Origin of the sequence: Actinoplanes sp. TBRC 11911 (genome assembly GCF_012933445.1) — a bacterium.
In the GTDB taxonomy this organism is placed as follows: domain Bacteria; phylum Actinomycetota; class Actinomycetes; order Mycobacteriales; family Micromonosporaceae; genus Actinoplanes.
On sequence record NZ_JABBNC010000010.1, the window covers coordinates 1 to 14,053 of the forward strand.

The 14,053-nt window shown below is 71.0% G+C and carries 12 protein-coding genes; 4 read left to right on the plus strand and 8 right to left on the minus strand.

The window, feature by feature from the left end:
* The 3 genes from HH310_RS16030 to HH310_RS16040 form a co-directional block, all read right to left on the minus strand.
* The coding region (locus tag HH310_RS16030; protein ID WP_248294059.1) for an IucA/IucC family protein at positions 1 to 491 on the minus strand (491 nt) is incomplete at its 3' end.
* Complete coding sequence (locus tag HH310_RS16035) at positions 488 to 2,038, minus strand: IucA/IucC family protein (RefSeq protein WP_312034118.1); 1,551 nt, start codon at positions 2,036 to 2,038, stop codon at positions 488 to 490. The genes HH310_RS16030 and HH310_RS16035, both read right to left, overlap by 4 nt.
* Positions 2,039 to 3,094: 1,056 nt before the next feature.
* The gene (locus tag HH310_RS16040; protein ID WP_169176356.1) at positions 3,095 to 4,099 is read right to left on the minus strand and encodes a hypothetical protein; all 1,005 of its coding nucleotides are present in this window, start codon (positions 4,097 to 4,099) and stop codon (positions 3,095 to 3,097) included.
* Between the two features lie 154 nt (positions 4,100 to 4,253).
* Here HH310_RS16040 and HH310_RS16045 point away from each other — a divergent pair, with 154 nt between their 5' ends.
* Genes HH310_RS16045 through HH310_RS16065 form a run of 4 tightly spaced genes read left to right on the plus strand, consistent with a single transcriptional unit; the run spans position 4,254 to position 8,337 of the window.
* Positions 4,254 to 5,837, plus strand: coding sequence for an ABC-F family ATP-binding cassette domain-containing protein (locus tag HH310_RS16045; RefSeq protein WP_169176357.1), 1,584 nt, complete (start codon positions 4,254 to 4,256; stop codon positions 5,835 to 5,837).
* Between the two features lie 4 nt (positions 5,838 to 5,841).
* A complete protein-coding gene (locus HH310_RS45805) occupies positions 5,842 to 6,960 on the plus strand; it encodes a tyrosine-type recombinase/integrase (RefSeq protein ID WP_248294060.1) in 1,119 nt (372 codons plus the stop codon).
* Positions 6,961 to 7,015: 55 nt separating this feature from the next.
* Entirely contained in the window at positions 7,016 to 7,852 is an 837-nt protein-coding gene (locus HH310_RS16060; RefSeq protein WP_169176358.1) for an undecaprenyl-diphosphate phosphatase, read from the plus strand.
* Positions 7,849 to 8,337, plus strand: coding sequence for an NUDIX domain-containing protein (locus HH310_RS16065; protein ID WP_169176359.1), 489 nt, complete (start codon positions 7,849 to 7,851; stop codon positions 8,335 to 8,337). Before HH310_RS16060 ends, HH310_RS16065 begins: the two co-directional genes overlap by 4 nt.
* On the opposite strand, the gene HH310_RS16070 is transcribed toward HH310_RS16065, so the two are convergent.
* The 5 genes from HH310_RS16070 to HH310_RS16090 form a co-directional block, all read right to left on the minus strand.
* Entirely contained in the window at positions 8,305 to 8,661 is a 357-nt protein-coding gene (locus HH310_RS16070; protein ID WP_169176360.1) for a GntR family transcriptional regulator, read from the minus strand. The two genes, HH310_RS16065 and HH310_RS16070, sit on opposite strands and share 33 nt — an antisense overlap.
* Positions 8,661 to 10,043 (minus strand): MFS transporter, encoded by a 1,383-nt coding sequence (locus HH310_RS16075; protein WP_169176557.1) that lies wholly within the window; start codon positions 10,041 to 10,043, stop codon positions 8,661 to 8,663. The genes HH310_RS16070 and HH310_RS16075 overlap by 1 nt, the downstream gene beginning before the upstream one ends.
* Before the next feature lie 69 nt (positions 10,044 to 10,112).
* Positions 10,113 to 10,658 (minus strand): hypothetical protein, encoded by a 546-nt coding sequence (locus HH310_RS16080; protein WP_169176361.1) that lies wholly within the window; start codon positions 10,656 to 10,658, stop codon positions 10,113 to 10,115.
* Positions 10,655 to 12,451, minus strand: coding sequence for a dynamin family protein (locus tag HH310_RS16085; protein ID WP_169176362.1), 1,797 nt, complete (start codon positions 12,449 to 12,451; stop codon positions 10,655 to 10,657). The genes HH310_RS16080 and HH310_RS16085 overlap by 4 nt, the downstream gene beginning before the upstream one ends.
* A complete protein-coding gene (locus HH310_RS16090) occupies positions 12,444 to 13,946 on the minus strand; it encodes a dynamin family protein (RefSeq protein ID WP_312034120.1) in 1,503 nt (500 codons plus the stop codon). The genes HH310_RS16085 and HH310_RS16090 overlap by 8 nt, the downstream gene beginning before the upstream one ends.
* Positions 13,947 to 14,053 lie beyond the last annotated feature (107 nt).

Consider the following 14,053-nt stretch of genomic DNA (forward strand, 5'->3'; position numbering starts at 1 on the left):
GGCACGGCGACGAAGCCGAGCTTTGTCGTCTCGGTTTCGAGGTCGTAGGCCAGGACGTCTTCGGTGGACCAGCCCAATCTCGTACGTCCGCAGGGGTGCAGGTTGTGCCCGGCGACCGCGAGGCGTTCCAGGCCGATTGCTTGCCAGTCCGGGTCGTTGCCGACCGCGGGGACCGGGCGGGCCATCGCGATCGCCAGGTTCATCACGGCGTCGCGTAGCTCGGCGGCGAACCCGGGGGCGTCGATGCCGCTCTCGCCGAGCAGCTCGACCGGGTCACCGGCGCCGGACGACGGGTATTCGACCCGGCCGAAACCGTGCCGCACGCCCGGGCCCATGTCGCGGATACCCTCGCGGGTCAATGCGCCGCGCAGCTTGCGCCCGACGTTGTCGGCGGCGGCCGGCAGCGACGCCAGGAAACCGGGCACCAGGTGCGGGGCCTGTTCGGCGAGGGTCGCCTCGGCCAGCCGGGCGGGGGACAGACTGCGCGTCATACTGCCGCCAAAGGGTTGTCGAGGTAGGCCCAGAGGTCGTCGAGCGGGTTGCCGGCCAGGCGCATCGCGGTGGTCGCCTTGACCGGTAGCGGGTCGTTGAGCAGGTGCGGCGCGTCGGCGGTGCCGATGCCGCGGATCGCCTCGGCCGTGCGGCGCCACAGCTTCGCCGGGTCGGTGCCGAAGTGCCGGGTGAACGCGGCGACCAGGTCGGCGCCGGCGTTGCCGAACGCGGCGGCGGCCAGTTTTGTCCGCAGCTCCCGAGGGTCGTCGCTGGGCAGGTCGCCGATCAGCGGCGGTTCTTCGTTCAGCCGTTTCGCGCTTACCCGTACGCCGCCGAAGTCACGGTAAAGAATGCGGTGCGGACGGTGGTCCTTGAGCACGACGAGAGTGTTCTGCCCGTGCGCCTCCAGCGCGACGCCCCGCTCCAGGACGGTGACCAGCGGCGCGAACAGACGATCACTGAGCAGGGCCCACCACTCGTACGGGTCGTGGACCGTGGCCAGCAGCAACGGGCTCGCGGCCATCGCGGCGAGTGGCACGATCAGCTCGCCGTGCGCGGGTCGCGGGGCCTCCCGGGTCAGGTAGGCGAGGTGTTTCTGGGGTTCGCCGTCGACGACGACGGCGCCGCCCCCGGTCTCGGCCAGCACGCTGATCGGCAGGTCGGCGGTGAGCTTGCGGAGCAGGGCGGACAGGATCGGGCCGTTGTTGACGGCGGCGGGGGAGACGGTGCGTACGGCGGAGGTCATCTGGACGTCGACGGCGGTTTTCACGTGCCGGTCGTCCAGGGCGATGGTGCGCAGGGACATCAGCGGACGGCCGGGGCCGGTCTCGCCGTCGTCGGTGAGCCAGGGGTAGTGGTCCCGCAGGCGGGCGGCCTGCCACGGATGGGCGTAGAGCACTGGTGGGGCGGTGCCGGACCAGCGGTCGTCGGGGACGCGCAGGCGGCGTAGGCGGATGACCGGGGAGTGTTCGGGCGCGTAGGTGAGGACGTCCTCGACGGTCATGCCGCCGCGGGTGCGGCAGCAGGGGTGCAGCGGGTGGCCGTCGACGACGAGTTGTTCGATGCGGCCCAGGTCGGTGGGCAGGGTTTGCGGTGGGGTGGTGGCGCGGGCCAGGGCGAGGTTGGCGACGCTGTTGTCGACCTCGGCGGCCAGGGGGACGTCACCCCAGAGGAGTCGGACGAGGGCGCCGGGGTCGTCCACGACCGTGTCGGCTGGGGTTCCGGCGTCGCCCGTCGCGGGGTGAAGGGCGACGGACAGCCCGGCGTTCGCTTGGGCGAAGGCGGTGGCGGCCTCGGCAGGGAAGCTGAGCTCGACCGCCCCGCTCGTGGCGCCGGCCGCGAAGGTGGCCGTGCCCGATCCGCGTCCGGTCAGGCCGGGCAGACGCTCGCGAGCGACGGCCCCCAGCAGCCTGGACAGGACCGCGGCGCGGGCCCCGGGCAGCGCTTGGTCATACCGCGCGACCATGCCGGGCCGGAGCCGCTGCAGCTCGTCGCGGGTCTGCGCGGCGTCAGCGGTGCGCCGGCTGCCCGGCTGACTGGATGACACGCGCCCATTCTCCGTCGTGACGCTTCGATTCAGGTGCCTGGCGCCCGCGTACGTGAGCGACGCCGCACCCCGGAACGGAAACATCCTAGGATGGCTCAGAGGTGGTGCGCCTGAACACCGGCGCACCCAAACCCAAACCCGGAAAACCCAAAAGGAATCAACGACATCCACCAATTTGCTTTCGCCGCGCGGGCACGATTTCGCGGCGATCGCCCACAGGGACGGCTGGGCGACGGGCTAGCTGTAGAGGCCAGTTACTGCCAGCCGGGACGTGGGGGCTAGGGGTCGCGGGACCATCATTTGTAACTGGTCAGCTGGTTCCGCTGGCCGGGAGTCCCGTGCGAGGCGGCGCCGCCAGGCCCGGGCAGGTCCCCACAGTGAGCGCCCCACCCGGGTGTGGGCAGTCGCGACGCCGGGAAGGCTGTGGCTCCCCACACCGCGGCCACCCCCACCCACGTGCGGGGAATCGCGACGCCGGGAAGGCTGTGGCTCCCCACACCGCGGCGACCCACAGCAGGTGTGGGCACCCGCCACGGCCGGAACGTCCCAGCTCCCCACAGCGACGGCCCTCAGGTCAGCCACGCAAGGCCAACGCATTGGAGGGTGAGCGGCGCGACAACCAGCCGAGCAGTTCCATCATTCGGGAACGGCGTCCGGCAGCTGGGACAGACGTCCACATCGTGAATCCGCTTCCGCGATGTGGGACCGGCCTCCATTGTGGAGGATGTTTTATCCGGCGATGTGCCTTTTGTTTGGGCGCTTTTCGCCGCTGGAAGTGAACCTTGGAGAGTTGTGGCTCGAATGTGGGCGCAACTCTCCAAGGTTCGCGAAAGGGCCACGATTCGGAAGCGTGCGTCCACATGGCGGGATCGGCTGACGCGGTGAAGGTGGAGAGCCGTCCGAAACTCGAATATCCAGGTCGACAAGAGGAACTGGTTCTTGGCGAGGCCGGTGTCGGTAAGGGGTGTCGTCGATGCCGGGCTCGGGCGTCGGGGGCCGCAGTGGCGGACATGAACGTCGGGCGCGCTGTTCGCAGCGGGTTGGCGAAGCGCACGTTCAGTTGAAGAGGACGGCGGAGAGCTGGGGGGTGGCTTTACGCAGGGCGCCTGGGCCGGACGTGCTGTCTATCAGGGCTCGGTGGCAGCCGTCGGACTCCACGTAGATTTTCGCGAACCGTTGGGTGTGCAGGACGGCGAAGCGGGTTGCTGGGGTTCGGCATGGGGTGGCGGGGGCGGCTGCGGACAGGTCGCGTTTGATGAGTGTCCACTCGGAGGGGGTCAGGGTTCGGGCGGATTCGAACTCGCCGCCGGGCTTGCCGCTTCCGCGCTGGCCGGCGGGGACCGCGTAGACGCAGAAGCGGACGGGGGTGTTGTCGGGGGCGGCGAGGGCGTCGGGGGTGCCGGCGCCGTTGTTGGATTCGCCGGCCACCCAGATCATGTCGGCCCACATCGAGGTGCAGCCGGGGGTCGCGGACGAGGTGGGGGCCGGTGGTGGGTCGCCGGTCAGATGGAGTTGGTCCAGGGCGGCCAGGACTTCTTTGCGGGGCTTGCGGCAACCGTCGAGCGGGGTGCCGGGGTGGATCCACTGGCCGGAGGCGTCGAGCAGGGCGATCCAGGGGATGACGATGGCGTCCGTGGTGCACGCGCCGTTGCTGGGTTTCTCGGATGGCAGGCGCAGGGCGGCTACCAGGGCCTTGACGTCGTCGGCTCGGCGTTCAGCGGTGGGCGGAGGTGAGGCGCCGGGCGGAGGTGAGGCGCCGGGCCGAGGGTAGGCGCCGGATGGGTGCACGATGGCCGGCTGGCAGAGGATGGCCGACACGGGCTGGAAGGCGTCGTCGAGATGTGGCGCGGCGGCGGAGGTGCCGGCCTGGGCGCTACCTGCGGTGCAGGACTCCCAGCCAGGGTAGACGACGGATGAGGGCGTGGCGGCGTTCTCGGTCGGCGCTGCGCAACCGGCCGCGAAAGCAGGCAAGGCAAGGGCCGCGAGCAGCGCGGCGAGCCGCGACCGGAGCACGGCGGGGGCTGGGCTGTGGTGGGGCATGCGGGGTGAGACGGGGGTCACGGGCGTGAGGTTCCCGTAAAGCTGTTGCGGCGGGCTCGGCGGCGGGGAACAGTGGGGCCGTTCCCTTTTCCCGGCTCGGGGGGTGTGGCTTTCTCCATGTGAGAGCGGACCGCTGACGTGAGTGTCCTGTCGGTGCTGCCCTGTGGAGTTTGCCTTGTTGAAAGTTGTTTCCCTTTCCTGCGCCTACGACGGCGAGTTGCTGTTCGACGGGTTTGACCTCGTTCTCAACGACGGTGACCGGGTCGGTGTGGTGGGGCCGAACGGTGCGGGCAAGACGACGTTGCTGCGGGCGCTCGCGGGGCTGGTGCGGCCGTCTGGTGGGGCGGTGGCGTACGGGCCGGGGACCCGGGTGGGGTATGTGGCGCAGCAGATGCCTGATCCGGACGCGACGGTGGGGGCGTTTCTCGGTGGTGGGCTGGGGGAGCTGGCCGAGGTGACGGCGCGGTTGCGGGTGTTGGAGGGGCGGCTGGCCGAGGGCGCGGATGTGCTGGCGGAGTACGGGGTGGTGCAGGAGCGGTGGACGGCTCTGGAGGGCTGGCAGGCTGAGGCGCGGCTCGCGGAGATGCGTCAGCGGCTGGATATCGCGGGGCTGCCGGATGACCTGGCGTTGCGTGAGGTCAGTGGTGGTGAGCAGGCGCGGTTGCTGCTGGCGCGGGCGTTGCTGGACGAGCCGGACGTGTTGTTGCTGGACGAGCCGACCAACCACCTGGACGCCGAGGGGGCCGTGTGGTTGCAGGGCTGGTTGCAGGCGTACGGGGGAGCGGTGTTGACCGTCAGTCACGATCGCGCGTTTCTGGATGCGGTGGTGACGCGGGTGGTGGAGCTGGACGGGATTCACGATGAGCCGCAGGACTATCCGGGTGGGGGTTATACGCATTTCCGGGTGGAGAAGCAGCGGCGGTGGGAGCGGCTGCTGCTGGATTTCGAGGCGCAGGAGAAGGATCGGCGGCGGTGGGAGGCGGATATCGAGCGGACGAAGGGGCAGGCGCGCGAGGTTGAGCTGACGGTGCGGTCGGGGGCTGCGGCGCCGCATCTGCGGCGGGTGGCGCGGCTGGTGGCGCGTAAGGCGAAGGTGCGGGAGCGGCGGCTGCGCCGGCAGATGGAGTCGGCTCGGTGGGTGGCGCGGCCGCGGAGCCGGCCGCCGCTGACGCTGGCGTTCGCGGCGGATGTGCAGGAGCCGGGCGAGGTCGTGGTGAAGGTACGCGACCTGACCGTTACCGCCGGGGAGCGGGTGCTGCTGGATGGCGTCGATGTGGATGTGCGGCGTGGGGACCGTGTTCTGGTGACGGGGCGTAACGGGGCGGGCAAGACGACGTTGTTGCGGGCGCTGGCCGGGGAGGGCACGGCTGTTCTGCCGCAAACTTCGGACGGCTTGCGTACGGATGTGACGGTGATGGACTACTTCCGTGCGCGGGTTCCGGTGTATGTGGACGACGCGGAGCGGCTGTTGCAGGGTCATCAGTTCGGGCCGGATCAGTGGGATGCGCGGATGCGGACGTTGTCGGCCGGGGAGTTGCGGCGGCTGCTGCTGGCGGTGATCGTGAACAGTCCGGAGCGGGTGCTGATTTTGGACGAGCCGACGAATTTCCTGGATTTCGACGCGTTGGACGTGGTGGAGGAGGCGTTGCGCCGGTTCCGGGGGACGCTGGTGGTGGTGACGCATGACCGGTATTTCGCGGAGGCGGTCGGGTTCGGGCGTCGCTGGCATGTCGTGGACGGTGCGGTGATCGAGAGCTGAGAGCATGGGTGCCATGCATCCTGTGGTGCCGAGGCAGATCGGCGGCGAGCTTCTTGCGGGTGGGGCGGCCGAGGAGTTCACCGAGCGGTGGCTGGCGAATCGGCGGTTGTCGGAGCACACGCGGGCGGCGTATCGCCGGGATGTGGCGAGCTGGCTGGCGTGGTGCGCGGCGCGGGAGCTGGTGCCGTTGCGGGCGTCGTTTCTGGAGGTGAACGCGTACGCGCGGGAGCTGGAGGCGCGGGGGCTGGCGCCGTCGACGGTGGCGCGTAAATTATCCGGGTTGTCCTCGTGGTACGACTTTCTGGTCAAGTTGCAGGCCGTGGCGTTGAATCCGGTGGCGGGCGCGGACCGGCCGTATGTGAATCGCGATTTTTCGGCGACGGTGGGGCTGTCACCCGACGAGGTCGCCCTTATGCTGAAAAAAGCCGAAAAATCGGGCGACGCGGGGGAAGCCGGCGGTGATGGGGCCGACGCCGTGGACGACGCGGCCGTGGACGAAACGCCTGGGCAGGATGCGAGCGGGCACGGAACGGCTGAGCAGAGCGCGCGGGCGGGCGGAACGGAAACGCCGGGCGCTAGGGCGGGCGGCGGCCGATCCGGCAGCCGTAACGTCGCCCGGGACCGGGCGGTGATCACGCTGCTCGCGGACCTGGGGCTGCGCGTCGGCGAGGTCGTCGGGCTGGACCTGGGCGACCTCGGGTGGGAGCGCGGCCACCGCACCATCCGCTTCGTGGGCAAAGGGAACAAGCAGCGGCGACGGGCCCTGACCCCGACGGCTTCCGCGGCCGTGGACGACTATCTCGGCGTACGGGGAACGGGGGATGGTCCGCTTTTTCTGACCTCGCGCGGTAACCGCCTGGACCGGCATGCGGTGTTTCGGCTGGTGCGGCGTCTGGCGCTGGAGGCGGGGCTGAGCGAGGCGGATCGGTTGTCGCCGCACTCGTTGCGGCATGCGTTCGCGACTACGGCGCGGGCCGAGGGTGTGCCGCTGGAGGATGTGCAGGACGCGATGGGGCATGCCGATCCGCGCACGACGCGGCGCTATGACCGGGATCGGCACAACCTGGATCGGGATCCGGCGTACACGGTTGCGGCGGCACGGGTCCGGCGGTCGGGGGCGTGAGGGGTGCCCCTATGCTCAACCCCGGTCGGAACGGGATCAACGGCGGGGAACTGGTGTGAATATCTTCGAAGCGGTGTTGCTCGGTGCGGTTGAGGGGTTCACCGAGTTCCTGCCCGTGTCGAGCACCGGTCACCTGACGATCCTGGAGAAGATCCTCGGGTTCTCGCTGGATGATCCGGACATCACGGCGTTCACGGTGATCATTCAGTCGGGTGCGGTGCTGGCGACGGTAATCTTCCTGTTCAAGGACATCGTGCGGATCGTGCCGGCGTTTCTGAAGGGGCTGTTCTCGGCGCCGGCGCGTAAGTCGCCGGACTACCGGTTCGGCTGGGCGGTGGTCGTCGGGTCGATCCCGATCGTGATCGTGGGCTTGTTGTTCCAGGACGCGGTGGAGACGACGCTGCGGAGTCTGTGGTTCGTCTCGGGGGCGTTGATCCTGTGGTCGGGGGCGATGGCGTTCGCCGATCACGCTGCCACGCAGGTGCGGCACGAGGACGACGTGACCTGGAAGGATTCGCTGATCATCGGGTTGGCGCAGTGTCTGGCGCTGATTCCGGGGGTGTCGCGGTCCGGGGCGACGATGTCGGCGGGTCTGCTGCGTGACTTCGACCGGGTGACGGTGACGCGGTTGTCGTTCTTCCTGTCGATCCCGGCGTTGCTGGGTGCCTCGGTGCTGCAGGGCTTTCAGGAGGCGGGCAACATCTCCTCCGGTGTCGGCTGGGTGAACACGATCGTGGCGACGCTGGTGAGTTTCGTGGTCGCGTACTTCTCGGTGAACTGGCTGCTGAAGTTCGTGTCGAAGCATTCGTACAGCGTTTTCATCCTTTACCGGGTGGTGCTCGGCCTGCTGCTGGCGGTGCTGCTCGTGACCGGCACGATCGAGGCGCAATGATCTCCGAGTATGTGACGCGGCTGCGCGAGCACGTCGGCCAGGACCTGTTGCTGCTGCCCGGGGCGGGCGCGGTGGTCCGCGACGACGAGGGCCGGGTGCTGTTGTTGAGGGCGGCGCACGACGGCCGCTGGTCGTTACCGGCCGGGATGGTCGAGCCGGGCGAGCAGCCCGCCGACGCGGTGCTGCGTGAGGTCGCCGAGGAGACCGGGATCATCGCCGAGGTGCAGTCCCTGGCCGGCGTGTCGAAGCAGCCGGTGAAGTATCCCAACGGCGACCGGGTCGAATACCTGGTGGTGTGGTTCCGGTGCCGGGCGGTCGGCGGACAGCCCCGCCCGGACGGCGACGAGTCCCTGGAGGTGGCCTGGTTCGCGCCGGACGCGTTACCGCCGGTCGGGCTGGCGACGAAGGTGCGGATCGAGGCCACCGCCGACGCGAGCGCGGTCCCGTTCTTCTCACAGCCCAAGCGCCGCCCGGACCAGGGCTAGGGCGTTCTCCGGCGGCAGGCCGAGGGCTTTCGCTTTCTCCGCGTACGCCTGTGCGGCGCGCTGCGCCTGCGCCGACGTGCCGGCCGCGCGCGCGGTGATCACCGTGCCGAGCCGTCCCCGGGTCTGCACCAGTCCCGCCTGCTCGAGTTCGCGGTAGGCGCGGGCCACCGTGTTCGCCGCCAGATGCAGGTCGGTGGCCAGCGTGCGTACGGGAGGAAGTTTCGTCCCGGCCGCCAGCGTGCCGTCCGCGGCGAGCTCGGCGATGCGCAGCCGCACCTGCTCGTACGGCGGCACCGCCGAGCCCGCGTCGATGGTGATGTCCATCAGAGCAGTCTGGGGGGTGTGTTGCCGGCGGCGATGACGGCACGGCGGATCGGTACGAAAGCGAGCAGGACCGCACCCACCGCGAAGAAGATCACCAGGGAGACGATGCCGTAGCGGTAGCTGTCGGTGAGCTGGAAGACCAGGCCGAACAGCAGCGGCCCCAGCCAGCTCGTGCCCTTGTCGCTGATCTCGTAGAAGCCGAAGTACTCGCCTTCGCGGCCGGTGGGGATGAGCTGCGCGAACAGGCTGCGGCTCAACGCCTGGCTGCCGCCCAGGACGATGCCGATGGCGACGCCGAGCAGCATGAACGGCAGCGGTTCGCCGTGCGGCAGCCAGTACGCGGCGATGATCACGGCGAGCCACAGCACCAGGCTCACGATGATGGTCTTGCGGGCGCCGATGCGGGCGGCCAGCGCACCCAGCAGCAACGCCCCGCCGAACGCGAGGAACTGCACGATCAGGATCGTGACGATCAGCGTGGACTGCTCCAGCCCGAGTTCCTCGCTGCCGTACTGCCCGGCCAGCGCGATCACGGTCTGGATGCCGTCGTTGTAGATCAGGTAGGCGAGCAGGAAGAACAAGGTCAGCGGGTACGCGCGCAGGCCCTTGAGGGTGTGGCCGAGCTGCCGGAATCCGTCGGTCAGCACGTTGCCGTGGCCGGTGCCGGACTCGGCGCCGGGGTGGTCGCGTAGCAGCGTCAGCGGGACCAGGGTGAACGCGGCCCACCACACGCCGGCGGACACGATGCACCAGCGGGCGATGTCCAGGGTCCGCTGGTCGTTGCCGTCGATCGAGAGCACGGTGACGGCGACCAGGTTGAACGCGAGCAGAATGCCGCCGCCGAGGTAGCCGATGGCCCAGCCGCGGCTGGACACCTTGTCGCGTTCGTCGGGGCCGGCCAGCTGCGGCAGGAACGAGTTGTAGACCACGACCGACGCGCCGAACCCGACGTTGGCGATCAGGAACAGGATGCCGCCGAGCAGGTAGCGCTCGCCGGTGACGAACGCGAAAGCGATGGTCGCGGCGGCGGCGATGAACGCGGCACCGGCGAGCAGCGGTTTCTTGCGTGGGGTGCGGTCGGCGATCGCGCCCATCACCGGCAGGACGAAGACGGTGAGCAACACCGACAGCGACACCATGTACGGGTAGAAGGAGCCCGCGGCGACGGTGATGCCGAGCGGGTGGACCCGGCCGGTGCAGTCGTCGGTGCCCAGCGGGCAGCCCGCGGCGACCTCGGTGACGTTGGTGAGGAACGGGCCGAGGAACACGGCCAGGACGGTGGCGGAGAAGGCCGAGTTGGCCCAGTCGTAGAAGTACCAGCCGGTGCGTTCCCGCCGGCCGGTGGTGGGGGCGGGGACGTCGGTGCCGGTGGGGGCGGCCATGGTCACGGGCTCCAGATTGTCTGTGTCGGCGCGGTCACTATGCCATCTGGAGGCGTACGGCGGGGAGAGTCAGTCCTGGTTCCACCATCGGGCCAGGGCGCTGGTGGCGGGATCGTCGGAGGCGGCGAGGGTGGCCCAGGGGTCGGCGCCGGGCGGGATCGGCTCGCCGGCGTACTCGGCGAGCTCCTCCGGGCGTACCGGATCGGTGTGGTCGTGAAGGTCGGCGGGGGTGACGACGCCGAGGCTGCCGGTGTCGATCCAGGGGAAGCCGTCGACGGGTTCGGGCAGCTCACCCACGTCGAGCGAGGGTGGGAAGACATCGACGGGGTCGGTCCAGGCGGGGTCTTCGGCGGTGCTGTGATCGTCGGCGCCCGGCTGGTCGTCGGCGAGGTGGTCCGCGGCGCCGGCGTCGTGGTCACCCCCGTCGCCGCCCCTTTCGGACATTTCCGGAAAATCGTGGCTTAGGTGGTCGGCGGCCGGGAGTGGGTCGTCCGCCCACATGTCATGATCATCATGGTCGAATGTGGGCGTGTCGTCGTGCCCGGGCGTGTCGTCGAACGGCAGCGGCTCATGATGCTCGTCGAAGGACCCGAAATCGTCGTGGTGCTCGCTCATCGAAGCTCCTCCTGCTCGGGTACGGGCGTCAGGGACCGCGCCCGGCTCAGCACGGCGTCGAGGCTGCGCAGCCGGGCCCGGACCCCGTCGAGTTCCTGCTGCGCGGCGGCCCGGCGTTGCGCGCGGCCGGTGGCGTCCTGCGCGGCGGCCGCGTCGATCTCGGCGATGTGCGCGTCCAGGTCGCGCAGCCGGCGTTCGATCGCGTCGTCGACCGCGACCGACAGCGCGTACTGCAGGTCGGTGAACCGGTTCGTGATCTCGTCGGCGAGCGCCGCGCGGGCCTCGCCGAGCACGTCACGCAGCCAGACCCGGGCCTGCTGCCGGTCGGTCTGCACCCGCCGCCGCCACAACACGTACCCGCCGGCCGCCAGCCCCAGACCCAGTCCGGCGACCGGGATCAGCAGCCCGCCGACGGCGAACACCGACATGCCCAGGATCGCGCCGCGCCCGGCCATGAACGCGACCCCGCCGGCCGACAACGCGATCAGCATGTTCTCGCCCGACCCGTCGCGCGGCGGGGTGGCCGCCAGGGTGTGCCGCAGGGTGGCGTTGAGCCGGGCGAGCATGGCGGCGCGTTCGGCCGCGTCGAACACCTGCGCCAGCACGGCGTCGGCGACCTGCGCGAACGTGGACTCGAGCTCGCGGGACAACTCCACCGACATCGCCTGCAGCTCGGTGTCGAGCGCGTCCGGCAGCCCGCTGAGCGTGTCGCCGCGGCCGGTGTCGATGCGTTCGGAGAAGCTCTGCTGCACGGCGGCGACACGGGTACGCAGATGCCCGACGGTCGCGACCCGCGCCCGCTGGGTCTCGGTGCTCAGCAGCAGTGTCCACTGCCGGGACTCGGTGCGTTTACGGGCGGCGAGCGCGGCGCGTTCGGCGCGGGCCTTCGCGGTGGCGGCCGGGTCGGCCTCGGCGGCGCGGACCCGGCCGGTGGCCGCGGACTCCAGGCGGGTCATCTCGCCGCGGGCGGCGCGCAGCACGTTGGCCAGTTGCAGCTGGTGGCCGCGGCCGGCCATCGCGACCAGGGCGTGCTGCAGGTCGGCGATCCTCGACGCGTCGGCGAGCTCGCCCTGCTCGTCGGGGCCCGCGTGCACGGCCAGCTCGGCGAGGGTGGCCGAGACCGGGTACCAGCCGGCGTCGGCGAACCGCGGCGCGTGCGCCTGCAGCAGCGCCCGGTTGTCCTCGGCGATCTGCCGCCACCCCCCGAACGCGTCGATCTTGGTGAGGGCGAACAGGACGGCGTCGACGCGTTCGCTGGCCGTGGCCAGAAACGTCAGCTCCGGCCGCGAGAGCGGCGCGGACGCGTCGGCGACGAACAACAAGGCGGTGGCCTTGTCCACGGCGTCGAGGGCGACGGCGGTGTGCGCCGGGTCGAGACCGCCGACGCCGGGGGTGTCGAGCAGGCTCACGTAGCGCAGCAGCGGCGCCGGGTAACTCACCTCGATGCGGCGGGCCTTGCGTTCACCGGTCGCCCACGCGGCGAGATCGTCGACCAGGATCGGGTCGGCCGCGCCGGGCAGCCACGCCCGCGCCGCGCTCTCACCCGGCACGAACTGCAGGTAGGTGGCGGTGGCGACGGCCGCGTCCACCGGGGACAGGCCGGGCACCCCGAGCAACGCGTTGATCAGCGAGCTCTTACCGCGTTTGGTCTCGCCGACCACCACGATCGACGGCCTGGTCAGCTGCCGGCGGCGCAACTCGGCCAGCTCGGCCCCGGCGTCCGGGTCCTGCTTGCGCACGTACGCCACGGTGTCGCGCACCGCCGTGTCCAGCACCACGCTCAGGTCAGTCATCGGCGCGCACCCGCTGCGCGAGAAGGTGGAAACCGCGCTGCGCGACCTGCGCGACCCGCGACTGCGCCGGTCCGGCCCCGGCGACCGCGTACACCCGCCACCGGTTCGCGGCCTCGACCGCCGCCCGGTACAGCTCGTCCGGGCCGGCCTGCGGCAGCCGCAGGATCCAGCGCGGGTCCTCGGAGGTGGCCAGCCGGGTCAGCTCCTGCTCCCAGTCGGCCGGCAACGGCACCGCGCCGGTGGCGACCCGCTGCGCGGCGTCGAGCAGCCGCAGCCGGTGGTAGGCGGGATCGCGCAGCAGCCGCTGCACGCCGTCGCGCAGCAACGCCCGGTCACGGTCGTCGCGGCTGCGCCCGGCGAGACGTTCCAGCCGCGACAACGCCCACCCCGCCTTGATCGCATCCGAGCGCCAGCGGAAGGTTTCCTCGACCGTGTGCCGCAAACGCGGGAAACCGGACGCGGCGCCGAGACGGCGTACCAGCTCGCCGGTGCTCAGCTCGGGCTCGTCGGCCAGCTGCGCCACCGCGTAGCCGATGCCGTACAGGTCGAGCAGGCCGAGCAGCCGTTGCCTGCGCTCGGCGGGGACCGGGGAAGGCCGCGTACGGAAAAGGTCTGCCGAGGCCAGCATCAGACGCAGCGCAGCAGCCGGCAACCCGGCCAACGCCGCCAGGTCGTCGCGGTCGGCGCCGGTAAGCCGGCCGGCCTGCGCGGTCTCGGCGACCAGCCCGGCCAGCGGCACCACGTCGGACACCGTACGGGCCAGCAGCTCGGCCTGCCGCTCGGCCAGCGACACCGCCACCGGCCACGGATCGCCGGTGCCCGCGACCAGGGTGTCGGCCTTGCCGAACACGCCCAGCGCGTTGATCGGCGTCGACGCCAGCCGCGCCGACGCGTCCCGGAAAGCCTCCAGCGCGTGCACGTCGTCGGCCCGCACCGCCTGCGTGAACACGTAGATCACCGCCTCGGCGGCGGCGACCTCGGACGCGGACGCGGCGTCGATGTCCGCGTCGAACGGCGCCGCCGACAACCCCGCCGCCTCCTGCGCCCGCCGGCTCACCACCGTGTCCGCGGACGCCAGACCGGGCGTGTCCACCACCGTCAGCTCCCGCAGCCGCTCATTGGTCAACGTCACATCCACGTACGCCACCCGGCCCGCCGGCACCCCCAGCCGCTGCGGAATCATGCCCTCGTCATCGAGCGGAAGGCTGCGGCGCTGCCCGTCCCGGGTCACCACATCGACCCGGTCGGCCGGCCCGTACCGGAACCGGGTCACCACCCGCGTGCACTCACCCACCGCCGTCGGCGCCACCCGACGCCCGATCAACGCGTTGACGAGTGTCGACTTTCCGGCTTTCAACCGGCCCGCGATCGCCACCCGCAACGGCTCCGACAACCGCGAAGAGATCTGTCTGACCAGGCCACCGGCCTCGGCAGACGCCTGGCCGGCGATCTGGTCACACAGCGTCGCTACGCTGGCGCTCAGCGGACCGGTCACCACGACTCGTCAGCCACGCCTGCAGTCAGTGAGAATGTGCGGACAACAACCGCTGTCACAGGACCCTCCCTCGCTCGAGCCGGGCAGGACGGGGCACCTGCCGCAGC